This window comes from Pseudofrankia sp. EUN1h, from assembly GCF_001854645.1.
Lineage (GTDB): Bacteria > Actinomycetota > Actinomycetes > Frankiales > Frankiaceae > Pseudofrankia > Pseudofrankia saprophytica.
Window position 1 is genome coordinate 134,497 of record NZ_MBLN01000066.1, and the last position, 24,605, is coordinate 159,101.

Below are 24,605 nucleotides of genomic sequence, written 5' to 3' on the forward strand. Positions count from 1 at the left end.
CGCCGTGCTTCGGGCCATCCGGTCGGTAAGGTCCTGACACAACCGGTGTTCGCGTTCCGGGCAGATCCCGGCGACGCAGGGGCCCGGCCCACCACGGAGGAGGAGCGAAGATGTCCGGTGGCGCGATGGCGGGGCTGATTGCCTCGGGCGCCTTCGCCGTGCTCGTCCTCTTTGGCTGCTACGCCCTTTACAAGCTCGGCAAGATCTTCGACGAGACCGCGGCCCGGGTCCGCCAGACCGGCATCGCCATCGACGAGGGCACCGCCCGGGTCCGCCAGGCCGGCGCCACCGTCGACGAGGTCAACGTCGCGCTCTCGCACGTCAACAAGGAACTGGACCGGATCGACGCGATCACGGCCAACGTGCAGAACATCAGCACGAACGTGTCGTCGATGAGCTCGCTGTTCGCGGCGACCGTCGGCGGCCCGATCGTGCGGGTCGCGGCCTTCTCCTACGGCGTCCGCCAGGCCGCGGCGAAGCGGACCCGCGCCGAGGTCGGCTCCCGGGTCGCCGCCGAGATGAAGGCCGAGAAGAAGGCCGCCCGGGCGAGCCGGCGCGCGGCCCCCGTCCAGCCCACGGCGGCCGACTTCGACGAGCCGGTGCGGGGCCGCTAGATGTCGCGCCGGCTGTTCTACGTCACCTTCGGCGCAGTCGCCGGAGTGCTGGTCGTCCGCCAGGCGGCCAAGGCCGCGTCGGCGCTGTCTCCGGGGAGCATGGCGGGCTCGCTGGTGGCGTCGCTGTCGGAGTTCATGGCCGACGTCCGCGAGTTCATGGCCGAGCGGGAGGACGAGCTGCGGGACGCGCTCGGCCTCTACGACGATCAGGACGACGAGCTGCCCGCGGGCGCCTCCGAGGCGCCGAGCCTGCCGGATCCGCGCCGCCTGTAGCAGGCCGGCGCCCGCTGATGGCCGGCGGACGGTGGCCGGCGGACGGCGGACGGCGAAACCTCGTGGTGTCGTCGCGCGGCGTGGCAGTACGGTGACGTCGCAACGCCGCGCGCGCCGTTGCCCGTGCCTCACGTACTAAGTTGGATTAGATCTGCGGTGCCGGTGGGCAGGTGCCCGGCGCCGCGTCATCCCTGACCGCTCGGTCACGGGCGGGTCACCGCCCTGACCGTGACACCTCGACTCTGGACGACGTGAATCCGATGGAAACGGCCGAGATCCGCCGGCGCTTTCTCAACCACTTCGAGCAGCGCGGCCACCTTGTTGTCCCCAGCGCGTCCCTGATCGCCGAGGACCCGACGCTGCTGCTGGTCAACGCCGGCATGGTGCCGTTCAAGCCCTACTTCCTCGGTGACCTGGCGCCGCCGGCGCCGCGGATGGCCAGCGTGCAGAAGGTCGTCCGCACGGTCGACATCGACAACGTCGGCCAGACCGCCCGGCACGCGTCCTTCTTCCAGATGTGCGGGAACTTCTCCTTCGGCGACTACTTCAAGGCCGAGGTCATCCCGTTCGCCTTCGAGCTGCTGACCGAGGGTTACGGCTTCAAGATCGACGATCTGTGGGCGACGGTCTACCACGACGACGACGAGGCCGCCGAGATCTGGCGGACCCTGCTGCCCGAGGAGCGCATCCAGCGCCGGGGCAAGGAGGACAACTACTGGTCGATGGGCGTGCCCGGCCCGTGCGGCCCGTGCAGCGAGATCTACTTCGACCGCGGCCCGGCGTACGGCCGCGAGGGCGGCCCGGAGGCCGACGAGAACCGGTACCTCGAGGTCTGGAACCTCGTCTTCATGCAGTACGCGCGGGGGGAGGGCGCCGGCTACGACTTCCCGATCCTGGGTGACCTGCCGGCGAAGAGCATCGACACCGGCATGGGCCTGGAGCGGATGGCGACCCTGCTCCAGGGTGTCGAGAACCTCTACGAGATCGACATCTCCCGCCCGGTGCTCGACCGCGCGGGCGAGCTGACCGGCCGGCGGTACGGCGAGAGTCACACCGACGACGTCCGGCTGCGCGTCATCGCCGACCACACCCGCACCGCCGCGATGCTGATCTCCGACGGCGTCGTGCCCTCCAACGAGGGCCGCGGCTACGTACTGCGCCGGATGTTGCGCCGCGCGGTGCGCAACGTCCGCCTGCTCGGCGGGCGTGAGCCGGTGATGGCGGAGCTGTTCGGTGTCGCGCGCGCCGCGATGGGCTCGATCTACCCCGAGCTGATCGACCGCGGCGCGGCGATCACCAGCGTCGCCGTCGCCGAGGAGCAGGCGTTCCTGGAGACGCTGCGCACCGGTACCACGATCTTCGACACCGCGGTCGGCAAGGCCCGCGCCACCGGCGCCACCCAGCTCGCCGGCGACGAGGCGTTCCAGCTGCACGACACGTTCGGCTTCCCCATCGACCTGACGCTGGAGATGGCCGCCGAGCAGGGTCTCACCGTCGACGAGCCGGGCTTCCGGCGGCTGATGGACCGTCAGCGTGAGCTCGCGAAGGCCGACCGTGCGGGCCGCCGGATCGGCAACGTCGACCTGTCGGTGTTCCGCCCGATCCTGGCCCGCTCCGGCCCGACCTCGTTCACCGGCTACACCGAGCTCTCCCGGGCGGCGACCGTCGTCGGGCTGGTGTCGGCCGCGACCGGGCAGGGCATCCCGGCGGCCGGCGAGGGCGAGGACGTCGGCATCGTCATCGACACGACGCCGTTCTACGCCGAGTCCGGCGGCCAGGAGGCCGACCTAGGCCGGTTCGTCTTCGACGGCGGCGAGGTGGAGATCCTCGACGTGCAGAAGCCGATCCCGGACCTGTTCATGCACCGCGGCAGGGTGCTGCGCGGCGAGCTGCGCCTTGGCGCCGAGGTCGAGGTGACCGTCGACGCCGACCGGCGCCGGGCGATCTCCCGTTCGCACACCGCCACCCACCTGGTCCACACGGCGTTTCGCCGCGCCCTCGGTGAGGCCGCGACCCAGGCCGGGTCGCTGAACTCGCCGGGCCGGCTGCGGTTCGACTTCCACGCGATGGGCGCGGTGCCGGCCGCCGTGCTCGCCGACGTCGAGGACGAGGTCAACGAGGTCGCGCTGCGCGACCTGGAGGTGACCGCGTTCGTGACGACTCAGGACGAGGCCCGCAGGCTGGGCGCGATGGCGCTGTTCGGCGAGAAGTACGGCGAGCGGGTGCGTGTCGTCGACGTCGGCGACTACGCCCGCGAGCTGTGCGGCGGCACCCACGTCGCCCGCTCCGCCCAGCTCGGCGCGGTCAAGCTGCTCTCCGAGTCGTCGATCTCCGCGGGTACCCGGCGGGTCGAGGGCCTGGTCGGTCTGGACGCGTTCCGCTACCTGGCCCGCGAGCACCTGCTGGTCTCACAGCTGTCGGGCGTGCTCAGGGCCCGCCCCGACGAGCTGGTCGACCGGGTCTCCGACGTGGTCACCCGGCTGCGCGACGCGGAGAAGGAGCTGGAGCGGCTGCGCGCCGAGGCGGTGCTCGCGGGCGCCGCGGGCCTCGCGAACAGCGCCGTCGACGTGAACGGGGTCGCGCTCGTCGCCGCCGAGGCGCCGGACGGGACGTCCGCGGACGACCTGCGCAGGCTGGCGCTCGACGTCCGCGGCCGGCTCATCGACCGCCCCGCGGTCGTCGCGGCCGCCTCCGCGGCCGGCGAGCGGGCGTTCCTGGTCGTCGTCACCACCGAGGGCGCGCGTGCCCTTGGCCTGAAGGCGGGCGACCTGGTCAAGGCCGCGACCGCCGAGCTGGGCGGTCGGGGCGGCGGCAAGCCGGACGTCGCCCAGGGCGGCGGCGGCGACGTGACGGGCGTCGGTCGCGCGCTGGCCAAGGTCCGCGAGCTGGTGGCCGAGAACGCCGCCTCCTAAGCCTGTGGCCTCGGCGGGGACGGCGGGGGCGGATCCGGGCGGATCGGCACCACAGCGGCGGCGCAAGCCGCGACATCGCGCCGACCGGCGGGAGCTGCCGCGCGGCGTCTGGCTGGGAGTCGACGTCGGCACGGTGCGCGTCGGCGTGGCCGCGAGCGACCCGGATGGGGTGCTCGCGCTACCGGTCGGTACCCTTCGTCGGGACGTGTCTGAAAACAGAGATCTCGCCCAGCTTGCCGAGATTGCCCGGGAACGGGAGGCTGTGGCGGTGGTGGTCGGTCTGCCCATGACCCTCGCTGGCGAGGAGGGTCAGGCGGCCAGCGCCGCGCGGCAGTACGCGCGGATGCTGGCCGACCGGGTCGCCCCGGTACCTGTCAGGCTCGTCGACGAGCGGCTGACGACGGTGGCGGCGCATCGCAGAATGGCCGAGCGTGGGTTGAGATCTCGTGCCCGTCGCGATCTCGTCGACCAGGAGGCAGCCGTGCAGATCCTGCAACACGCCCTGGACACGCGTCGTGGTGCACCCGGCGGACCCCCCGGGGACCGCCGCCCGACGGAAGATCGGTGAGCCAACACTGGGACCTCGACAACGGCGTCGGGGGCGGGGCGGGGTACGGATACGGGAACGGGAACGGGAACGACCCATGGTCGAGCCCGCCGCGGGACGGCACCCGGCCCGTCGATCCGTTCGCGGTGGGTGACCCGCGGGATGACGCGGCGGACATCACCGTCGGCGGCTCGCCCGTCGCCGGTGACCCGTTCGCGGCGCCCGCCGTCGGCGGTCCCACCGGTGGCTTTTCACCTACCGGACCTGGCTATGGCGCCACCGGCCCAGGCTATGGGGACGTCTTCACCGTCGGCGATCAGCCCGGCTATCCGGGGGGCCAGGCGGGTGTGACGTCGAGCGGGCCCGACCTGTCCGGCCCGACGGTCGGCTCGGCCTTCCCCGCTGTGGACTTCCCCGGCCTGTCCGTGTCCGGTCCCTCGGCCGCAGGCTCCTTCGCCCCTGGCCCGTCCGTCTCCGGCCCGCCGATGAGCGGGACGGTGGTCGGCCCGCCCGTCCTCAACCCGTACGTGGGTCCCACGGTCGACGGCGGCCTTCCCCTGGGACCGACGGTGACCGGCCCGCTGGTGACCGGCCCGCCGACGGGCGAGGCCCCGGCGGGCTACCAGACCGGCTACCAGGACAGCGCCTACCCGGCGGCTGGCTACGCCGCCGACGGCGGATACCAGCCGGCCGGCGGCGGATACCAGCCGACGGACCACCAGAACCCCGGCTACGGGGCGGGCGCCAACGATTACGGCACCTACGACGCCTATGGCGTCCAGGGCGCAACCGGCCAGGGAGCCGGCGACGGCGCGGCCGGGTATCCGGCGCCAGGCGGCTACGGCCAGGCCGGCGGATCAGGCCACGACGCCGCGAACACGGGCGGCACGGGCGAGTCCGCCTACCAGAACCCGTTCCTCGTCGACCCGTACCCACGGACCGGAGACCAGCAGCCAGGCGGCTACTTCGCTCGGGGTGAAGCCGTCCAACCGGGCACCAGTGCCAGCTCCGGCTACCTGGACGCCGGGTATGTGGCTGACGGGCAGCAGGCCTCCGCCGATCCGTACCCGTCGGCCCAGGCCCAGCCCGACGTGGGCGGAAACACAGGATTCGACGTCACCGGCTATGACGGGGGCTACCCCGCGGCTGGATATGCCACCGGCAGCGGGCTCTCACGCCCGGATGGCCTGCCCGTCGCGGACGGGTTCCCCGCGACGGGCAGGCCATCCGGCACGGCCGGGCTCTCCGGCACGGCCGAGCCGTCCCGCACGACCTGGTTCTCCGGTCCGGCCGACGTGTCCGGCGCGGGCGGCACCGGTGGCACCGGTGGCTTCACGGCCGCCCAGACGGGCGGACTGCCGCCGGGCGGCCACCGCGACGTGGGCGGCGGCTATGGCGAGCCTGTGCGACCCGAGCCGGCGCGACCCGAGCCGGCACCGTACGCCGGCCCCGGGAGCCTCGGCACCGGCGCGCACTCCGCGCCGCCGCCTCCCCCGAACGAGGGCGGCCACCCGGCGGGCCGCCGTGGCCCCGCGGGGATGGAGCGGCGCACCGAGGCGCTGCGCTTCCGGATCGCCCCACCTGACGATTTGTACGGCCCCGACGACGCGGAGGACGAGCGCTACCCGGCCGACCCGCGCGCGCCTGGCGGCCGAACAGGCCAGGATGGCCATCGCGGCGCGCGCCATGCCGAGTTCGACGACGACGACTTCGATCACGACGACTACCTGGATGACGACGATGACCTGGGCCGCTCCGGTCGGGGCCACCACGATGAGCTGGATGATGATCTCGATCACGACGTCGACCCGGCGGGCGATGACGACCGGCGACGCGGCGCGCATCCGCTGGGCGGCATGAGCCGGCACCGGGGCGCCGATGGCGGGAGCCGCCGCGGCAGCGCGCTGCCGAAGCTGCTCGCCATGCTCGTGGTGGTCGCGCTGGTGCTGGGCGGTCTGATCTTCGTCGGCGGCAAGATGATCGGCAAGATCGGTGGCCCGCCGGAGATTCCCGACTATCCCGGTCCCGGTACTGGCAGCGTGACCGTGACGGTCGCCCAGGGCGCGGGCGCGCAGAACATCGCGAAGGTGCTGCTCGACGCCGGTGTGGTCAAGAGCCAGAAGGCGTTCATCACCGCCGCGGCCAACAACCCGGACTCCATCAAGATCCAGCCGGGGACGTACACGCTGAAGAAGGAGATGAGCGCCGCGGGTGCGCTCGAGGCGCTGCTCGACCCGACGGCGAACAAGTACCGGCTCACGATCCCCGAGGGCAGGACGGTCGAATGGATCATCACCGAGGTGTCCAGGATCCTCGGTGTGCCGAAGGACCAGTACGAGGCGATCGTCAAGGACCCGGCGGGCCATGGGCTGAAGCTGCCGGGCTACTGGAAGGACCCAGGGCCGAGCGCGAAGAACAAGGTCGAGGGCTACCTCTTCCCGACGACGTACAACCTGAACCCGAAGGAAACGCCGGTCCAGACCCTGCAGCACATGGTCGACCAGTTCGTGAGCACGGCCACCGCGCTCGACCTGGAGGGCAGGGCCGCGCGGCTGGGCAGGACCCCGTCCGAGATCATCACCATCGCCTCGATCGTCGAGATGGAGGTGCGTCTTCCCGAGGAACGGCCGAAGGTCGCGCGGGTGGTCTACAACCGGCTCGGCGACCGGACCGGCGCGTTCCGGACGCTCGGAATGGATGCGACGACGCGCTACGCCGTGGACAAGCCCACCGGGCAGCTCACCCAGAGCGATCTGGCGAACCCGAGCCCGTACAACACGTCGGCCAACAACCCGAACGGCACGGGCCTGCCGCCGGGCGCCATCGCGAACCCCAGCAAGGCGGCTCTGGACGCCGCGCTCGGCCCGGCGGACGGGACCTGGCTGTACTTCGTGTGGCTGCCCAAGTCGGGGTTCACGGAGTTCTCGACCACCGAGGACCAGCGGATCGCCGCGGAGAACAAGGCTCGCGCCGAGGGCGCGCAGCCTGGTGACTGACACCCGGGACGGGCTCCGGGGCGACGAGGCCGCACCGTCGTCGCCGCGGAGGTCCCCGCGGATCGCCGCCAGTCTGTCCCCGGGCGAGCGCGATCGCCCGGACCCGCCCGAGGGGTCGCGCCTCGCGGACGCGTCGCGGCCGGCGGCTGGACCAGCGGCCGCGGCTATGTCAACCTGGTCCGTTGTGTCTCCGTTCGCAAACACGCCCTCAGCCCCGATCGGGGCCCCGGTAGTCGCCGAGGACCGTGGCCGCCATGGCTGAGGCCTCCCCACCCCCGCCGGGGCCGCGGCGGGCGGCGGTGCTCGGGTCGCCGATCGCGCACTCGCTGTCGCCGGTGCTGCACCAGGCGGGCTACCACTCGCTCGGCCTGGACGACTGGTCGTACACCGCGATCGAGACCGACGAGGCGACGCTGCCGGCGCTGCTGAGGCAGGTCCGCGGCGAACCCGGCTGGGCCGGTCTGTCGCTGACCATGCCGCTCAAGACGGCCGCCATCGAGCTCGTCGACCGCCTCGACGAGAGCGCCCGGCTGGTCGGGGCGCTCAACACGATCGTCGTCGAGCCGGACGGGACGCTGACCGGCCACAACACCGACATCGCCGGCATCCGCCACGCCATCCGCCAGGTCCTCGGCGTCGGCCGGGGGCCCAGCGGGGCCGAGACGGTACTCGCTCCCTCGCTGCCGGCCGGCTCCCCGGCCACCCCCGACCAGCCGGCCATGCCGGCGCTGCCCAGGGCCCGCACCGCGCCGCCCGTGCGCGCGCTCATTCTGGGTGCCGGCGGGACGGCGCGCGCCGCCGTGGCCGCGCTCGCCAGCGTCGGGGTGCGCCGCGCGGGCGTCATCGCCCGCCGCCCCGCCGCCGTCGCCCCGCTCGCCGAGATCGGCGAGCGCGTCGGGCTCACGGTCACGGCGCTGCCCTGGGAGATCGTCGCCGGTGGCCTGCGCTCCGGACCCGACCTCGTCGTCGCGACCACGCCCGAGGGCGTCACCGACCAACTGGCCGAGTGGACCTGGCCGGCCGGCTGCCCCCTCGTCGAGCTGCTCTACCACCCGTGGCCCACGGCGCTCGCCGTGACGGCTTACCGTGCCGGCGCCCGCGTCTCCGGTGGCATGGCGGTGCTGGCCGCCCAGGCAGCCGAGCAGGTCACCCTGTTCACCGGCCGCCCGGTCGACGTGGACCTGCTCATGGCCGCCGGCGCCCAGGCCCTCACCCGCCGCGTCACCACCGCGTCCGCCTTCCCGGGCACGGGCGGCCTGGGCCTGACCAGCCGCGCCCGCTAGCGCACGGCGCGGGTGGGGCGGGTGGGGCTGGCCGTCGCCGTGGCGCTCGCGGTGGCCGCGGTGGCGACGGTGCCGCTGATGCCCCGGGTGGTCGGCGCGTTCACCCCCTACGAGGGCGATCCGGTGCGCCGGCCGGTCCCGTCGACGGCGGCCTTCGCCGCGGTCACGGTGATCGCCGTGACCGCGGTCACGGCGGCGCTGCGTGACCGCCCCGGCTGGCTGCCCGCCTACCTCTACCTGACCCTCGCCGGGATCGTGCTGGCGGCGGTCGACCTGCGGGTCCACCGGCTCCCGGACGCGGTCGTCCTGCCGAGCTACCCGGTCCTCGCCGCGCTGCTGGGCCTCGCCGCGGTCGTCGACGGCCTCGGCCGGGGCACCTGGGACGCCCGCCGCGCGATCGACGCCGCCGCCGCGGCGGGCGTCCTGCTCGCCGTCTTCGGCGCGATGTACCTGATCCCGCGCGGCGGTCTCGGCCTCGGCGACGTGAAGCTGGTCGGCCTGCTCGGCGCCGCCCTCGGCTGGCTCGGCCCGTCGACGGTGCTGTTGGGCCTGCTCACCGGGCTGGTCATCGCCGGCCTCTACGCCGGCGTCCTGCTCCTGACCCGCCGCGCCACCCGCTCCGACCCCATCGCCTACGGCCCTCATCTGCTGCTCGGCGCCTTCGTCGCGATCCTCGTCGCCGCCACGGGCGCCTGACCCGCCGCGCCCTCCGGTTCGCCCGTGAGGGCGCGCCGCGCCGCGCGCCCTGGCACCAAAGATCAATAGTGGTCTGGTCTGGGCTGGCTTGGTCGAGGCGCATGAAAGACTGGACGGCATGGTGCGGTGGTTGACGGCAGGGGAGTCACACGGGCCGGCGCTGGTGGCGACCGTGGAGGGCCTGCCGGCGGGGATCCGGGTGACCAGCGCGGACATCGCGGGCGAGCTCGCGCGCCGCCGGCTCGGGTACGGGCGCGGGGCGCGGATGAAGTTCGAGAAGGACGAGGTCGAGCTGCTCGGCGGGCTGCGGCACGGCGAGAGCCTCGGCGGGCCGGTCGCGGTCGTGGTCCGCAACACCGAGTGGCCGAAGTGGCGGACGGTGATGGCGCCGGACCCGGTGGCCCCGGAGGAGCTGGACGGCGTCGCCCGCAACGCGCCGCTGACCCGGCCGCGGCCAGGTCACGCGGACCTGGCGGGCATGCAGAAGTACGGCTTCGACGACGCCCGGCCGGTGCTGGAGCGGGCGAGCGCCCGGGAGACRGCTGCCCGGGTCGCGCTCGGGACGGTGGCGAAGGCGTTCCTGCGCCAGGCCTACGGCCTCGAGGTGATCTCGCACGTCCTGTCGATCGGGTCGGTCGCGGTGCCGCCGGGGACCCCGTTGCCGGCGCCCGGCACGCTCGAGGCGGTCGACGCGGATCCGTGCCGGTGCGCCGACCCCGGGACGAGCGCCCGGATGGTCGCCGAGATCGACGCGGCCCACAAGGACGCGGACACCCTTGGCGGCGTCGTCGAGGTGGTCGTCTACGGGCTGCCGCCGGGCATCGGCAGCTACGTGCACGGCGATCGGCGGCTCGACGCGCGCCTCGCCGGCGAGCTGATGGGCATCCAGGCGATCAAGGGCGTGGAGTTCGGCGACGGGTTCGAGACGGCCCGGCGGCGCGGGTCGGCGGCGCACGACGAGATCGAGGTGCTGGCGCCCGAAGGCGGCGTGCAGCGGGTGCGGCGGGCGACCGACCGGGCCGGCGGCGTCGAGGGCGGCATGACCAACGGCGAGGTGCTGCGGGTCCGCGCCGCGATGAAGCCGATCTCCACACTTTCCCGCCCGCTGTCGACCGTCGACGTCGCGACCGGCGAGACCGCCGTGGCGATCGCGCAGCGCTCCGACGTGTGCGCCGTACCCGCGGCGGGCGTCGTCGCGGAGGCGATGGTCGCGCTGGTGCTCGCCGACGCGGCGCTGGAGAAGTTCGGCGGCGACTCGGTCGAGGAGACCCGCCGCAACTACGAGTCCTACCTGAAGTCGCTGGCGGTGCTCTCGTGAGCGGCGTCCGGCCGGCGGCCGTGTTGGTCGGCCCGCCTGGGGCCGGCAAGACGACGGTCGGCGAGCTGCTCGCCGCGCGGCTCGGGGTGACGCTGCGCGACACCGACGCCGACGTCGAGGCCGCCCTCGGCATGACCGTCGCCGACATCTTCATCGAGAAGGGCGAGGACGCCTTCCGGGCCGCCGAGCGCGCCGCCGTCGCGGCCGCGCTCGCCGAGCATCCGGGCGTGCTCGCCCTCGGCGGCGGCGCGGTGATCGACCCGGCCAGCCGGGCGGCGCTCGCCGGCCACACGGTCGTCTACCTGGAGGTCGACGTCTCCGACGCCGCCAGGCGCGTCGGCCTCGCCCGCGACCGCCCGCTGCTCATCGAGGCGCCGCGGGCGCGGTTGGCCGCGCTGCTGCGCGAGCGCCGTCCGCTTTACAAGGAGGTGGCGGCGGTCGTGGTGGACACCAGCGGGCGAACCCCGGAAGAGGTCGCCGAGGACGTGGTTGCGAGGATCTCGGCGTGAGTGCGATGAGCGGTGCGGCGGGGGTGGGAACGGCGACCGGACCGGTCCGGGTCGCGGTGGCGCCCGCCGGGGAGCGGGCCTACGAGGTGCTCGTCGGGGACGGGCTGGTCGACGAGCTGGCCGGCGTGGTCGCCGGGCGGACCCGCGCGGCCGTCATCCATCCCGCGGCGATGGCCGCCCAGGCGGCCGGCGCGGTCGAGGACCTGCGGGCCGCCGGGGTGGAGGCGCACCCGATCGCCGTGGCGGACGGTGAGAAGGCCAAGGAGCTGTCCGTCGCGGGCCGCTGCTGGGACGAGCTGGGCAGGCTCGGTTTCACCCGCGACGACGTGGTGATCGGGCTCGGCGGGGGCACGGTGACGGACCTCGCCGGTTTCGTCGCCGCCTGCTGGCTGCGCGGCGTGGACGTCGTCCAGGTGCCGACGACGGTCCTGGCGATGGTCGACGCGGCCGTCGGCGGCAAGACCGGCATCGACACGGCGGCGGGCAAGAACCTCGTCGGCGCGTTCCACCAGCCGCTGGCCGTGCTCTGCGACACGGCGCTGCTGGCCACGCTGCCGCCGGCGGAGACCGCGGCCGGGCTCGCAGAGGTGGTCAAGGCCGGCTTCATCGCCGACCCGGCGATCCTCGATCTGCTGGACACCGACCCGACCGGCGCCGCTCACCTGCCCGAACTCATCGAGCGGGCGATCCGGGTCAAGGCGGACGTCGTCTCCGGTGACCCGCGGGAGGCCGGCCGGCGCGAGATCCTCAACTACGGCCACACCCTCGGGCACGCGATCGAGAAGGTCGAGCACTACACCTGGCGGCACGGCGCGGCGATCTCCGTCGGGATGGTGTTCGCCGCCGAGCTGTCCCGGCTGGCCGCCGGTCTGGACCGGGCCGTCGCCGAGCGCCACCGCGAGCTGCTTACCCGGGTCGGCCTGCCCGTCAGCTACCCGGAGCGGGCCTGGCCCGACCTGCTGGCCGCGATGCGGGTCGACAAGAAGTCGCGCGGACGGATGCTGCGCTTCGTCGTCCTCGACGCGCTCGGGTCGGCGCGCATCCTCGCCGACCCGGATCCCGCCCTGGTGCGGGCCGCGTTCGACGCGGTGGCCGCGGGGGAGGGGACGCGCTGATGACGCCGATCCTGGTGCTGTCCGGGGTGAACCTGGGCCGGCTCGGCAAGCGGGAGCCGGCGGTCTACGGGCGCACGACGTACGCCCAGCTGGTCGCCGAGGTGGAGAAGACCGCGGCGGAGCTCGGCGTCGCCGTCGACTGCCGGCAGACCGACGACGAGGCGACGATGATCGGCTGGCTGCACGAGGCCGCCGACAGCGGCGCCGCGGTGGTCCTCAACCCCGGTGCGTGGACGCACTACTCGTACGCGCTGCGCGACGCGGCGGCGGCGCTTACCGGGCCGCTCCTGGAGGTACACCTGTCCCAGGTGGCGGCGCGTGAGTCGTTCCGGCACGTCAGCGTCATCGGACCCGTCGCGACCGGCACCATCACCGGCCTCGGCGTCGAGGGCTATCTGCTCGCGCTGCGCGCGCTAGCGGCCCGCCTGTCCAAGAACGTCTGAGCTGTATCTCTGGTTCGCTCCGTGCGGGCAGGGCGCTACGGCCCCGTACTCGCTTCGCTCCCACGGGACCTCCGCACCGTGTCCTCCTCCGCGAACGTGCGCTGCGGCGACCTCCGCTGCGGCCCAACCCCTTCGCTTCGCTCGGGGCCGGGCCTCCGCGGAGGCGCGCCTCCGCGGAGCACCGGAGCGCGCCGCCCGGACGGAGCGGACCAGTGACTCAGTAGACTCGTCCGCGACCTCGACGAAGCGGATCACACAGAGAGACTCGGCACTGTGGCAACCTCGAACGACCTGAAGAACGGCATGACGCTCGACATCGACGGTGTCCTGTGGAACGTCGTCGGCTTCCAGCACGTCAAGCCGGGCAAGGGCGGGGCGTTCGTCCGCACCACCCTGAAGAACGTGCTCACCGGCAAGGTGGTCGACCGCACCTTCAACGCGGGCGTCAAGGTGGAGGTGGCGACCGTCGACCGGCGGGAGATGACCTACCTCTACCGCGACGGCGCCGAGTTCGTCTTCATGGACAGCGAGTCCTACGACCAGATCCCGATCCCGCCGGACGTCGTGGGCACGGTCGCCGACTACATGCTGGAGAACACCGTCGCGACGGTGGCGCTGCACGACGGCGTCGCGCTGTACGTGGAGCTCCCGGCGAGCGTCGAGCTGACGATCTCGCACACCGACCCGGGCCTGCAGGGCGACCGCTCCACGGGTGGCACGAAGCCCGCGGAGCTGGAGACCGGCGCGACCATCCAGGTGCCGCTGTTCGTCACGACCGGCGAGAGGGTGAAGGTCGACACCCGCGACGGGCGTTACCTCGGCCGGGTGACCAGCTGAGCGCCAGGTCGAAGGCGCGCAAACGCGCGCTCGACATTCTCTACGAGGCGGACCTGCGGTCCGCCTCTCCGCTGGAGACGCTCGCGGCGCGGTCGGCCCAGTCCGACCCACCGGTCAGCGAGTACGCCAGTGACCTGGTCCGGGACGTGACCGAGCACCGGCGGCGGATCGACGGCCTCATCGCCGAGCATGCCGAGGGATGGACACTCGAGCGGATGCCGGCGGTGGACCGCAACATCCTGCGGATCGCGGTCCTGGAAATGGTCTGGCGGGACGACGTCCCCGACCGGGTGGCGATAGACGAGGCGGTGGAACTGGCGAAGTCGGTCTCGACCGACCGCTCACCGGCCTTCGTCAACGGCCTGCTCGCCAGCCTCCTCGACGGGAAACCGTCGGTCGGCTAGCTCTGGCTCCCCGGAAGCCGCGCGGACGGCTCTCCGCCGGTCCGGGGAGAGTTCTCTACCTGCTGGCCGGCTGGCTCGCCTCGCGAGTGGGCCGGCCGCGGTCCGCGGCTGCCCCGGTACGCCGCCTCGTGCGGCGTACCGGGTTGTGCCCCGGCGTCAGGCTGAGGGACGCCCTCAGGCGTCCGAGGAGGCTGCCTCCTGGCCGGCCTCGGGGGAGAGCACCCCCCACGACACGAGCTGCTCGGTGAGCTTGCTCGGTGAGGTGTCGTAGATCACCGCGAGGGAACGCAGGTCCTCGTAGCGGATCGACAGGACGCGACCGTTGTAGTCGCCGCGCTGGCTCTGGATGGTGGCCGCGTACCGGGCGAGCGGGCCGCCCTGCTCCTTGGGGACCTGCGAGAGCCGCTCGAGGTCAAGGACGATGCGCGGAGACTGCTCCAGCGGAGCGACGGTCGAGCCTTCGGGAAGAAGCTCGCCCACCGGCACGCCGTAGAACTCGGCGAGCTCGGACAGACGCTGAACGGTGACGGCGCGGTCCCCACGTTCGTAGGAGCCCACGACGACGGCCTTCCACCGACCGTGCGACTTCTCCTCCACGCCATGCAGCGAGAGCCCCTGCTGGGTGCGTATTGCCCGCAGCCGAGCACCGAGCGCCTTCGCATAGTCGGACATCGGAGTGCCCACTCCTGTCGTGGTCTGAGTCAGATGGAGCCGAGGCTCTTGCCGTCGGCGGTTACCGATAGTAGTGCCCAGGCGGTTGCGACCCGACATGAGGGGGGTCGTGTCGCCTCTTTCTTTGTACCACTTTCTGTAGCGCCACCGTCGCTCCTGGCGCTAGTCCCTCGGAGACTTCTGGTATCGGACACCGCTCGATCGGTGTCGGGCAACGGTAACGCGATGTGACCCGTGTTGAACGAGGTCCACGTCACTCTCACGTCCAATCGCCATACGGATGCTCTGGGTGACTGTTCAGCGGGGAAGGGTCATCGAGAGTGTGGATGGCGGCGCGTGAGCGTACCGCCGTCGCGTCCCGGTGTGCACGCCGCGCGACAGGACGGTGTGACATCCCGCGAGCACGCCGTGGGCTTCCTCGCGACGCCCGGTAGCGGCCGGGGTKACTGGTACCGTCGTTCGGACCGCTCCTTTAAGGACCGTCCCGTGAGGCGGGGAAGGAGGGCTGGGTGGCTGACGCTGCTCGCCGTAATGACGACCCCGTTGGTGATCTAGGTGTCGCCCTGGGGGACGCCGGTTCCCGGCCTCCCGACGCGGGCGGCACCACTGCCGCTCCGGGCGATCTCGGCCCCGGCGAGCAACGGGTGAGCCGGACGGTGCTCGCCGCCGCCGACATCGCCAGGATCGTCAGCCGGATGGCCCACCAGATCCTCGAGAAGACCTCCGGCGGCGCCGGCGTCGTGCTGCTCGGGATCCCCACCCGCGGCGTCCCGCTCGCCGCGAGGCTCGCGACCCGCATCCACGACGTCGAAGGCGTCGCGGTGCCGACCGGCTCACTCGACCCGACGATGTACCGCGACGACCTGCGGCTGCGGGCCGTCCGCCCGCTGCGGGTCACCGACATCCCGGACGGCGGCGTCGATGGCAGAGTGGTCGTCCTCGTCGACGACGTCCTCTACTCCGGGCGCACCGTGCGCGCCGCGCTGGACGCGCTGGCGGAGTACGGCCGCCCCCGCGCGGTCCAGCTGGCGGTGCTCGTCGACCGTGGCCACCGTGAGCTGCCCATCCGCGCCGACTACGTCGGCAAGAACATGCCAACCTCGCGGCGCGAGTCCGTGGCCGTCCGGCTCACCGAGACCGACGGCGCCGACGCCGTCCTGATCGTCTCCCCGGACGGTCCGGCATCGCCCGCCGCGGGAGGCGGCCGGTGAACCGCCACCTGCTGAGCACCGCGGACCTGGGCCGCGACGACGCGCTGCTGGTGCTCGACACCGCCGAGCAGATGGCGCGCCTGTCGGGCCGCGCCGTGAAGAAGCTGCCGACGCTGCGCGGGCGCACCGTCGTCAACCTGTTCTTCGAGGACTCCACCCGTACCCGCACGTCGTTCGAGCTCGCCGCCAAGCGGCTGTCCGCCGACGTCATCAACTTCTCGGCGAAGGGCTCCAGCGTCTCCAAGGGCGAGAGCCTCAAGGACACGGCGCTGACCCTGGAGGCGATGGGCGCCGACGCGGTCGTCTGCCGGCACCCGGCCAGCGGCGCCCCGCACCGGCTCGCGGGCTGGGTGCGCGGCAGCGTGCTCAACGCCGGCGACGGCACCCATGAGCACCCCACCCAGGCGCTGCTGGACGCGTTCACGATCCGCCGCCGGCTCGGCCGGCTCGACGGGCTCGCCGTGACGATCGTCGGCGACGTGCTGCACTCACGGGTCGCCCGGTCCAATGTCTGGCTGCTGCACACCCTCGGGGCGAAGGTGACGCTGGTCGCGCCGCCGACGCTGGTACCGCACGGGGTGTCCGCCTGGCCGGTGGACGTCTCCTACGACCTGGACGCCGTGCTGCCCGCCTCGGACGTCGTCATGATGTTGCGTGTGCAACAGGAGCGGATGTCGGCGGCCTTCTTCCCGACCGAGCGGGAGTACAGCCGCCGGTACGGCCTGGACGCGGACCGCGCGGCCACCCTTCCGGAGCACGCACTGGTCATGCACCCCGGACCGATGGTGCGCGGCATGGAGATCTCCTCGGAGGTGGCCGACTCCGCGCGGTCTACCGTCGTCGAGCAGGTGGCCAACGGGGTCAGCGTCCGCATGGCCTGCCTGTACCTGCTGCTGGGCGGGGCGGACGAGCGCGACGAGCGGGAGGTCACCAGATGACGTCAGACCGGGCATCTGGTTCGGCCGAGGCCTGGCTGCTGCGCGGGGCGCGGCCGCTGGGCGGCGACCGGGCCGACCTGCTGCTCGCCGGCGGCCGGATCGTTCAGACCGCGGCCGCGGGCACGCTGGACGCGACCGAGACCGGTGCCCAGGTGCTCGACGCCGACGGGCTGTACGCGCTGCCCGGCTTCGTCGACCTGCACACCCACCTGCGCGAGCCTGGCAGGGAGGACGCCGAGACGGTCGAGTCCGGCACCAGGTCCGCCGCGCTCGGCGGCTACACCACCGTCTTCGCGATGGCGAACACCCACCCGGTCGCCGACACCGCCGGCGTCGTCGAGCAGGTCTGGCGCCTGGGCAGGGACGCGGGCCACTGTGAGGTCCGCCCGGTCGGGGCGGTCACCGAGGGGCTCGCCGGGAAGCGGCTCGCGGAGCTCGGCGCGATGGCCACCAGCGCCGCCGCGGTGCGGGTCTTCTCCGACGACGGCCACTGCGTGTCCGACGCGCTGCTGATGCGCCGGGCGCTGGAGTACGTCAAGGCGTTCGACGGCGTCATCGCCCAGCACGCGGAGGAGCCGCGGCTCACCGAGGGCGCCCAGATGAACGAGGGCACCTGCTCGGCGCGCCTGGGCATGGCGGGCTGGCCGGCGGTCGCCGAGGAGGCGATCATCGCCCGTGACGCGCTGCTAGCCGGGCACGTCGGCTCCAGGCTGCACGTCTGCCACGTCTCCACCGCCGGGTCGGTGGAGATCATCCGATGGGCGAAGTCGAAGGGCTGGCGGGTCACCGCCGAGGTCACCCCACACCACCTGCTGCTCACCGACGAGCTCGCGGCGACCTACGACCCGGTGTACAAGGTCAACCCGCCACTGCGTACCGCCGAGGACGTCGAGGCGCTGCGCGCCGGGCTCGCCGACGGCACCATCGACGCCGTCGCCACCGACCACGCCCCGCACGCCCCGCAGGACAAGGAGACCGAGTGGTCGGCCGCCCGGCCGGGGATGCTGGGGCTGCAGACCGCGTTCTCGATCGTTCTCGACACGATGGTGACGACCGGGCTGCTCGACTGGGCTGGCGTCGCCGAGCGGATGGCGCTCGCGCCCGCCCGCATCGGTGGCCTGCCCGACGTGCCGGTTGACGCCAGGAGTTCGATGGACGTCGGCGCCGCCGCGACGCTGACCCTCGTCGACCCGGAGGCGCGCTGGGTTGTCGACCCCGCCGGGTTCGCCAGCCGCAGCCGGAACTCGCCCTACCGGGGGATGACGATGCCGGGACAGGTACACGCGACCTTCCTCGCCGGACGGCCGACGGTGCTCGACGGGAAGATCGTATGAGCCCGGTCGCCGGCCACGTCGTGGCCGCTGGCGCGGGGGCCGGCCTGATCGGCCTGCGCGTGCTGCTGGTCTTCGGCATCGTGCTGCTGCTGATCGCGGTGATCGGCTGGCTGCGCCAGACCTGGCGGCGCCGCGCCGCCCAGCAGGAGGAGGGCCTGCCGGAGCTGCTCGCCCCGCCGCAGGAGTCGGGCACGGTGCTCGCCGCGCCGTTGCGCGGCGCCTACCTGGGGACGACCGACGCCGGCCAGTGGCTCGAATGGTTCTCCGCCCGCGGGCTGTCCGGCAGGGACGGCGCCTACCTCACCGTCCACGACGCTGGCATACGGGTCGACCGCGGCGCGTCGGCGTTCTGGATCCCCCGGGAGGCCGTCCGCGGCGCCCGGCTGGAGCGCGCGCACGCCGGCAAGGTGGCCGCCCCGGGGCGGCTGCTGGTGATCGCCTGGTCGCTGGACGGCCGCGAGCTGGAGACCGGCTTCCGCGGCGAGGACCGGGCCCGCCAGCCAAAGGTGATGCGCTCGGTGCACGACCTGATCGGGCCCCCGGCGCGGGCCATGGACGGCGAGATCACCTCGCCGCGGCCGGTGGCGCGCTCGCTGCGCCAGCTGCGGCCGCGCCGCCACCAGCCCGCCGGCGCCGAGGGCGCGGTCCCCGTGGCCGCCCGCGGCCGTGGGCATGGGGCGAACCCGGGCGCCTCCGGCCGCGGCGCGCGGCCCGGCCGTCGGGGCTTCGGCCGCCCTCTGGAGCAGGAGATCGCCGACCGGCGCGGCGACGACCCGTACGGCACCGGCCCGCGCTCCGCGGTCGGGGCTGGCCCGGACCCGTACCGCACCGGCCCGCGCGCGGCGAGCCGGGCCGGCGCCGACCCATACGCGACCAACCCGCGCGGCTCGGCCCGCGGTGCCGGCAACCAGCCCGGCCAGCCGACCGGGCCCCGCCCGCCCGCCGCGGCGCCCCGCCCGGCGGCCGCGCCGCCGCGCCCGCCGGCCGCGCCACCCCGCCCGCCCGCCACGGCGCCCCGGCCACCCGCCGTGGCACCACCGCCCCCGGCCGCCGGACAGCGACCGCCAGCCGGCGACGGGGGTGCCTACGGGGCGGCGACGGACGGGTTCTCGGTGACCAGGGCGGACCGGCCGCCCGCCGGCGGCCCGCCGTGGCCCTCGGGGGGCACGCGGCCGGGCGGCGCCGGGCGGCCTGACGACGGCACCCGACCCGGCGGGATCCCGGCGGCCGGTCGGCGGCCGGTCGCGGGCCCGCCTGGCACCGGCGGATACGACCCGCACGGTCAGGGGCAGCCGACGCCGGCCCAGGCCTACCCCGCGCCGACGACGCCGCCGCCGGACCCGTACGCGGCGGCGCCACCGAGGTCGTACCCGTCCGCGCCGCCGGACCCGTCCAGGGCGGCGCCGGCCGGGCCCGCGGGCCCCTACGCCGCGACGGGCGGCTATCCCGGGCCGGTGCGACCCGTCGCGCCGGGCTCGCGTGATCCCCGGGCGTCGATCGACCCGTACGCGCCGTCCGACCCGTACGCCGCGTCCGACCCGTACGCGGCGGCGCCTGACCCGTACGCGGCCGAGGGGTGGCGGAGCGGCGAGACGCCCGAGAGCGAGGCCGACCCGTACGACGACGTGACCCGCCGCTGGCCGCGCCGCGAGCAGTGACGGGACGCCCGACGCGGGAACGGGTCCAGGGCTGGACATGCGGGGTACCGGAACGCCGGGCCCCGGCGCCTCGCGGTGCCGGGATCCGGGCGGCAGGGCCTCCGTGACGAGGACATGAGCGCCGACGGGCGTGGGACGTGCGCAGGGGCCCTCGATGTGGCCCCGACCGAGCAGGGAACGAGGCACAGGTGGGAGCAGGGGAACAGGCCAGGCCCGAACCAGCGGTCGGGCAGCCGGCGGTGCTGGTCCTGGAGGACGGCCGGGCGTTCGCGGGCGAGGCGTACGGCGCCGTCGGCGAGACGTTCGGCGAGGCGGTGTTCTCCACCGGCATGACCGGCTACCAGGAGACGCTGACCGACCCGTCGTACTTCGGCCAGGTCGTGGTGATGACCGCGCCGCACATCGGCAACACCGGGGTGAACGACCGCGACTACGAGTCGTCGGGAATCCAGGTCGCCGGCTACGTCGTACGCGACCCGAGCCGGCTGTCGTCGAACTGGCGGGCGGAGCGCGGCCTGGCCGCCGAGCTCGCCCAGGCGGGCATCGTGGGCATCAGCGGCGTGGACACCCGCGCGCTCACCCGCCACCTGCGCGAGCGTGGCGCGATGCGCTGCGGCATCTCCAGCCTGTCCGCCGACCCGGCCGTGCTGCTGGACAAGGTGCTGGCGAGCCCCGAGATGGTCGGTGCCGACCTCGCCCCCGAGGTGAGCACCCGCGAGCCGTACGTCGTCGCCCCGGCCGGCGGGGAGCGCCGCTTTCGGGTCGCGGCCCTGGACCTGGGGATCAAGCGCAACACACCGTTGTCGATGGCCGCCCGCGGCTGCGAGGTACACGTCCTGCCGGCGAAGGCGACCGCCGACGACCTGCTGGCCGTCGAGCCGGACGGGGTGTTCTTCTCCAACGGCCCCGGCGACCCCGCGACCGCCGACTACGCGGTCGAGGCGGCGAGCGGCGTGCTGCGCGCCGGCGTGCCGCTGTTCGGGATCTGCTTCGGAAACCAGGTGCTCGGCCGGGCGCTCGGCTTCGGCACCTACAAGCTCGCCTACGGCCACCGTGGCATCAACCAGCCGGTCAAGGATCTCGCGACCGGCCAGATCGCGGTGACCTGCCACAACCACGGCTTCGCGGTCGCCGCGCCCACCGACGGGACGCACGTCGACACCCCGTTCGGCCGGGTCGCCGTCAGCCACGTAGCCCTCAACGACGATGTCGTCGAGGGCATCGCCTGCCTGGACGTGCCGGCGTTCAGCGTCCAGTACCACCCGGAGGCGGCGGCGGGCCCACACGACGCCCAGGGCCTGTTCGACCGGTTCTGCGAGCTCATGGCGGCCACGACCCGCGGCCAGAAGGGGGGTAAGTGATGCCCAGGCGGACCGACCTGCGCAGCGTCCTGGTGATCGGCTCGGGGCCGATCGTGATCGGCCAGGCCTGCGAGTTCGACTACTCGGGGACGCAGGCCTGCCGGGTGCTGCGCGCCGAGGGCCTGCGGGTGGTGCTCGTCAACAGCAACCCCGCCACGATCATGACGGACCCGGAGCTGGCCGACGCGACCTACGTCGAGCCGATCACCCCCGAGATCGTCGCCAAGATCATCGAGAAGGAGCGCCCCGACGCGCTGCTGGCCACCATGGGTGGCCAGACGGCGCTGAACACGGCCGTCGCGCTGTACGACGCCGGCGTGCTGGAGCGGTTCGGCGTCCAGCTCATCGGTGCGAACATAGACGCCATCCGCCGCGGCGAGGACCGCCAGCTGTTCAAGGAGATCGTCGCCCAGATCGGMGGCGAGACCGCGCGCAGCGCGATCTGCGTCACCGTCGAGGAGTGCCTCGCCRCCGCGGTCGAGTTCGGTTACCCGGTGGTCGTGCGGCCGAGCTTCACCCTCGGCGGCGCGGGCAGCGGCTTCGCGCACGACGCCGACGAGCTCGCCAGGATGGCCGCCGACGGCCTGGCCGCCTCCCCGGCGACCCAGGTGCTCCTCGAGGAGTCGGTGCTCGGCTGGAAGGAGTTCGAGCTCGAGCTGATGCGCGACCGCGCCGACAACGTGGTCGTCGTCTGCTCGATCGAGAACGTCGACCCGGTGGGCGTGCACACCGGCGACTCCATCACCGTCGCCCCGGCTATGACGCTCACCGACCGCGAGTACCAGCGGATGCGCGACCTCTCGATCGCGGTGATGCGCGCGGTCGGCGTCGACGCCGGCGGCTGCAACATCCAGTTCGCCGTCGACCCGCGCACCGGGCGGATCGTCATCATCGAGATGAACCCACGGGTGTCGCGCTCGTCCGCGCTCGCCTCGAAGGCCACCGGCTTCCCGATCGCGAAGATCTCCGCGAAGCTGGCGCTCGGCTACACCCTCGACGAGATCCCGAACGACATCACCCGCACCACCCCGGCCGCCTTCGAGCCGACGCTGGACTACGTCGTCGTCAAGGTGCCGCGGTTCGCGTTCGAGAAGTTCCCCGGCGCCGACGAGACGCTCACGACCCACATGAAGTCCGTCGGCGAGGCGATGGGCGTCGGGCGCAGCTACGCGGAGGCGCTGCAGAAGGCGCTGCGCTCCCTGGAGCGCCCGGCAGCGGTGTTCTCGTTCACCCCGCCCGACGCAACGGCGGCCGAGCTGCTGGCGACGGCGCGCGTCCCGCGCGACGGCCGGCTGAAGGTCATGCAGCAGGCGCTGCTCGCCGGCGCCGACCCGGTCGAGCTCGCCGCCGCCACCGGCATGGACCCGTGGTTCGTCGACCAGCTCGTCTTCGTCAACGAGGTCGCCGCGGCCACCGCCGCGGCCGGTCGCGGTGACGTCGCCGCCGTCCGGCGGGCCAAGCGGGCCGGCTTCTCCGACGCGCAGCTCGCCGAGATCTTCGGGACGTCCGAGGACGAGGTCCGCGCGTTCCGGCACGCCCACGGGATCCGGCCGGTCTACAAGACGGTCGACACCTGTGCCGCCGAGTTCGCCTCGGCCACGCCGTACCACTACTCGGCCTACGACGAGGAGACCGAGGTCGCGCCGGGGGAGAAGACCCGGGTGATCGTGCTCGGCAGCGGGCCGAACCGGATCGGCCAGGGCATCGAGTTCGACTACGCCTGCTGCCACGCGGTCATGGCGCTCTCGGACGCCGGCTACGAGACAATCATGGTCAACTGCAACCCGGAGACGGTCTCCACCGACTACGACACCGCCGACCGGCTCTACGTCGAGCCGCTCACCGTCGAGGACGTCCTGGAGGTCGTGCACGCCGAGCAGCAGGCCGGGCCGCTCGCCGGCGTGATCGTCCAGCTCGGGGGCCAGACGCCGCTGGGCATCGCGGCCCGCCTCGCCGCCGCCGGCGTGCCCATCGTCGGCACCTCCCCGGCGGCCATCCACCTCGCCGAGGACCGCGGGCGGTTCGGCGAGGTGCTCGCCGCCGCCGGCCTGCCCTCGCCGCCGCACGGGGTCGCGACCTCCTACGACGAGGCGCACGCGGTGGCGGAGCGGATCGGCTACCCGGTGCTCGTCCGGCCGAGCTACGTGCTCGGCGGGCGCGGCATGGAGATCGTCTACGACGACGAGATGCTGCGCGACTACATCGACCGGGCGACCCAGATCTCGCCCGAGCACCCGGTGCTCGTCGACCGGTTCCTCGACGACGCGGTCGAGATCGACGTGGACGCGCTCTACGACGGCGAGGAGCTCTACCTCGCGGGTGTCATGGAGCACATCGAGGAGGCCGGCGTGCACTCCGGCGACTCGGCCTGCGCCCTGCCGCCGATCACGCTGGGCCGCTCCGAGCTCGACCGGATCCGGGACAGCACGCTGGCGATCGCCCAGGGCGTGGGCGTGCGCGGCCTGCTCAACGTGCAGTACGCCCTGCAGTCCGACGTCCTGTACGTGCTGGAGGCCAACCCGCGGGCCTCGCGGACGGTCCCGTTCGTCTCCAAGGCGACGGCGGTGCCGCTGGCGAAGGCGGCGAGCCGGGTGATGCTCGGCGCGACCGTCTCCCAGCTACGCGCCGAGGGGCTGCTGCCGGCCGACGGCGACGGCGCGACGCTGCCGCTGGACTCGCACATCGCCGTCAAGGAGGCGGTGCTGCCCTTCGGCCGGTTCCGCGACTCGGGTGGCCATGGGGTGGACACCGTGCTCGGGCCGGAGATGAAGTCCACCGGCGAGGTGATGGGCATCGACGCCGGCTTCGGGACGGCGTACGCGAAGTCGCAGGCGGCGGCCTACGCCTCGCTGCCGACCTCGGGGCGGGTGTTCGTGTCCGTCGCCAACCGGGACAAGCGGGCGATGATCTTCCCGATCAAGCGGCTCGCCGACCTGGGCTTCACCGTCTACGCCACCGAGGGCACCGCGGGGGTGCTGCGGCGCAACGGGGTGAAGGCGATCGTGCTCGGCAAGCACCGGGCGCCGGCGGACGGCCTCGTCGACTGCGTCGACATGATCAACGCGCGGCAGCTCGACCTGGTGATCAACACTCCCTGGGGCGTCGGGCCGCGCCTGGACGGCTACGAGATCCGGACCGCGTGCGTGACGGCCGGCGTCCCGTGCATCACGACGATCCAGGCCGCGGCGGCCTGCGTGCAGGGCATCGAGGCGCTGATGCACGGCGAGCTGGACGTGCGGCCGCTGCAGTCCTACCACGAGGAGCTGCGCAAGACCTGGGGCGCTCCCGTTGCCGGACGCTCCGCGCCCGCAACCGGGCAGCGCCTGGTCGGGCGCTGAGCGCCCTCCCTGCGTGGTTCCGGGTGAAGGCGTATGACGGGGGCCGGTCTGGTCCCGGGCCGAGGACGTGRCCGGGTTGGCGCTGCGCCGATGCGCCGTCACCTCCGGTGGCTGGGTAGCGCGGACGGCTGACCAAGGCGGCGGAC

At 73.7% G+C, this 24,605-nt stretch carries 20 protein-coding genes; 19 read left to right on the top strand and 1 reads right to left on the bottom strand.

All coding sequences use genetic code 11. The features are described from left to right. The first annotated feature begins 110 nt into the window (after positions 1-110). From BCD49_RS26010 to nusB, 13 genes are all read left to right on the top strand, one after another. Entirely contained in the window at positions 111-614 is a 504-nt protein-coding gene (locus BCD49_RS26010; RefSeq protein ID WP_007516376.1) for a DUF948 domain-containing protein, read from the top strand. Beyond that, positions 615-887, top strand: a complete 273-nt coding sequence (locus BCD49_RS26015) for a DUF6167 family protein (protein WP_007516375.1) — start codon at positions 615-617, stop codon at positions 885-887. 260 nt (positions 888-1,147) lie between these two features. Continuing rightward, on the top strand, positions 1,148-3,799 hold the full coding sequence (gene alaS, locus BCD49_RS26020; RefSeq protein WP_027141352.1) for an alanine--tRNA ligase: 2,652 nt from the start codon (positions 1,148-1,150) through the stop codon (positions 3,797-3,799). A 4-nt stretch (positions 3,800-3,803) separates the two neighbouring features. Next, positions 3,804-4,367 carry a Holliday junction resolvase RuvX gene (gene ruvX / locus BCD49_RS26025; protein WP_083401695.1) on the top strand — a complete coding sequence of 188 codons (564 nt, stop codon included), beginning with the start codon at positions 3,804-3,806 and terminating at the stop codon, positions 4,365-4,367. Continuing rightward, positions 4,364-7,342, top strand: coding sequence for an endolytic transglycosylase MltG (mltG, locus tag BCD49_RS43710; protein ID WP_007516372.1), 2,979 nt, complete (start codon positions 4,364-4,366; stop codon positions 7,340-7,342). Before ruvX ends, mltG begins: the two co-directional genes overlap by 4 nt. 254 nt (positions 7,343-7,596) lie before the next feature. Then, positions 7,597-8,625, top strand: coding sequence for a shikimate dehydrogenase (locus BCD49_RS26035; RefSeq protein ID WP_007516371.1), 1,029 nt, complete (start codon positions 7,597-7,599; stop codon positions 8,623-8,625). A 21-nt stretch (positions 8,626-8,646) separates the two neighbouring features. Further along, positions 8,647-9,321: a prepilin peptidase gene (locus tag BCD49_RS26040; RefSeq protein ID WP_007516370.1), complete on the top strand. Its 675-nt coding sequence runs from the start codon at positions 8,647-8,649 to the stop codon at positions 9,319-9,321. A gap of 118 nt (positions 9,322-9,439) precedes the next feature. Then, positions 9,440-10,639 carry a chorismate synthase gene (gene aroC / locus BCD49_RS26045; RefSeq protein WP_027141349.1) on the top strand — a complete coding sequence of 400 codons (1,200 nt, stop codon included), beginning with the start codon at positions 9,440-9,442 and terminating at the stop codon, positions 10,637-10,639. After that, on the top strand, positions 10,636-11,148 hold the full coding sequence (locus BCD49_RS26050; RefSeq protein ID WP_007516368.1) for a shikimate kinase: 513 nt from the start codon (positions 10,636-10,638) through the stop codon (positions 11,146-11,148). Before aroC ends, BCD49_RS26050 begins: the two co-directional genes overlap by 4 nt. A gap of 5 nt (positions 11,149-11,153) precedes the next feature. Beyond that, the gene (gene aroB, locus BCD49_RS26055) at positions 11,154-12,263 is read left to right on the top strand and encodes a 3-dehydroquinate synthase (protein ID WP_051467478.1); all 1,110 of its coding nucleotides are present in this window, start codon (positions 11,154-11,156) and stop codon (positions 12,261-12,263) included. Then, on the top strand, positions 12,263-12,706 hold the full coding sequence (gene aroQ, locus BCD49_RS26060) for a type II 3-dehydroquinate dehydratase (RefSeq protein ID WP_007516366.1): 444 nt from the start codon (positions 12,263-12,265) through the stop codon (positions 12,704-12,706). Before aroB ends, aroQ begins: the two co-directional genes overlap by 1 nt. Positions 12,707-12,979: 273 nt before the next feature. Further along, positions 12,980-13,543 (top strand): elongation factor P, encoded by a 564-nt coding sequence (efp, locus tag BCD49_RS26065; protein WP_007516365.1) that lies wholly within the window; start codon positions 12,980-12,982, stop codon positions 13,541-13,543. Next, positions 13,540-13,947, top strand: coding sequence for a transcription antitermination factor NusB (nusB, locus tag BCD49_RS26070; protein WP_083401707.1), 408 nt, complete (start codon positions 13,540-13,542; stop codon positions 13,945-13,947). Before efp ends, nusB begins: the two co-directional genes overlap by 4 nt. Positions 13,948-14,121: 174 nt before the next feature. On the opposite strand, the gene bldD is transcribed toward nusB, so the two are convergent. Beyond that, positions 14,122-14,619, bottom strand: coding sequence for a transcriptional regulator BldD (gene bldD / locus BCD49_RS26075; protein ID WP_007516363.1), 498 nt, complete (start codon positions 14,617-14,619; stop codon positions 14,122-14,124). A 509-nt stretch (positions 14,620-15,128) separates the two neighbouring features. On the opposite strand from bldD, the gene pyrR reads away from it, so the two are divergent. From pyrR to carB, 6 genes are all read left to right on the top strand, one after another. Then, entirely contained in the window at positions 15,129-15,830 is a 702-nt protein-coding gene (gene pyrR / locus BCD49_RS26080; RefSeq protein ID WP_007516362.1) for a bifunctional pyr operon transcriptional regulator/uracil phosphoribosyltransferase PyrR, read from the top strand. Continuing rightward, positions 15,827-16,768 (top strand): aspartate carbamoyltransferase catalytic subunit, encoded by a 942-nt coding sequence (locus BCD49_RS26085; RefSeq protein WP_007516361.1) that lies wholly within the window; start codon positions 15,827-15,829, stop codon positions 16,766-16,768. Before pyrR ends, BCD49_RS26085 begins: the two co-directional genes overlap by 4 nt. Then, positions 16,765-18,102 (top strand): dihydroorotase, encoded by a 1,338-nt coding sequence (locus tag BCD49_RS26090; protein ID WP_007516360.1) that lies wholly within the window; start codon positions 16,765-16,767, stop codon positions 18,100-18,102. Before BCD49_RS26085 ends, BCD49_RS26090 begins: the two co-directional genes overlap by 4 nt. Beyond that, positions 18,099-19,760 carry a PH-like domain-containing protein gene (locus tag BCD49_RS26095; RefSeq protein WP_071042007.1) on the top strand — a complete coding sequence of 554 codons (1,662 nt, stop codon included), beginning with the start codon at positions 18,099-18,101 and terminating at the stop codon, positions 19,758-19,760. Before BCD49_RS26090 ends, BCD49_RS26095 begins: the two co-directional genes overlap by 4 nt. A gap of 188 nt (positions 19,761-19,948) precedes the next feature. Beyond that, entirely contained in the window at positions 19,949-21,121 is a 1,173-nt protein-coding gene (gene carA / locus BCD49_RS26100) for a glutamine-hydrolyzing carbamoyl-phosphate synthase small subunit (RefSeq protein WP_007518854.1), read from the top strand. Then, on the top strand, positions 21,121-24,459 hold the full coding sequence (carB, locus tag BCD49_RS26105; protein WP_071042018.1) for a carbamoyl-phosphate synthase large subunit: 3,339 nt from the start codon (positions 21,121-21,123) through the stop codon (positions 24,457-24,459). Before carA ends, carB begins: the two co-directional genes overlap by 1 nt. Positions 24,460-24,605 lie beyond the last annotated feature (146 nt).

Bases quoted from the DNA above. Each gene is read 5' to 3' on its own strand.
- BCD49_RS26010 (WP_007516376.1), top strand. From the start codon at position 111: ATGTCCGGTGGCGCGATGGCGGGGCTGATTGCCTCGGGCGCCTTCGCC.
- BCD49_RS26015 (WP_007516375.1), top strand. From the start codon at position 615: ATGTCGCGCCGGCTGTTCTACGTCACCTTCGGCGCAGTCGCCGGAGTG.
- alaS (WP_027141352.1), top strand. From the start codon at position 1,148: ATGGAAACGGCCGAGATCCGCCGGCGCTTTCTCAACCACTTCGAGCAG.
- BCD49_RS26035 (WP_007516371.1), top strand. From the start codon at position 7,597: ATGGCTGAGGCCTCCCCACCCCCGCCGGGGCCGCGGCGGGCGGCGGTG.
- aroB (WP_051467478.1), top strand. From the start codon at position 11,154: ATGAGCGGTGCGGCGGGGGTGGGAACGGCGACCGGACCGGTCCGGGTC.
- aroQ (WP_007516366.1), top strand. From the start codon at position 12,263: ATGACGCCGATCCTGGTGCTGTCCGGGGTGAACCTGGGCCGGCTCGGC.
- bldD (WP_007516363.1), bottom strand. From the start codon at position 14,619: ATGTCCGACTATGCGAAGGCGCTCGGTGCTCGGCTGCGGGCAATACGC.
- BCD49_RS26090 (WP_007516360.1), top strand. From the start codon at position 16,765: ATGACGTCAGACCGGGCATCTGGTTCGGCCGAGGCCTGGCTGCTGCGC.
- BCD49_RS26095 (WP_071042007.1), top strand. From the start codon at position 18,099: ATGAGCCCGGTCGCCGGCCACGTCGTGGCCGCTGGCGCGGGGGCCGGC.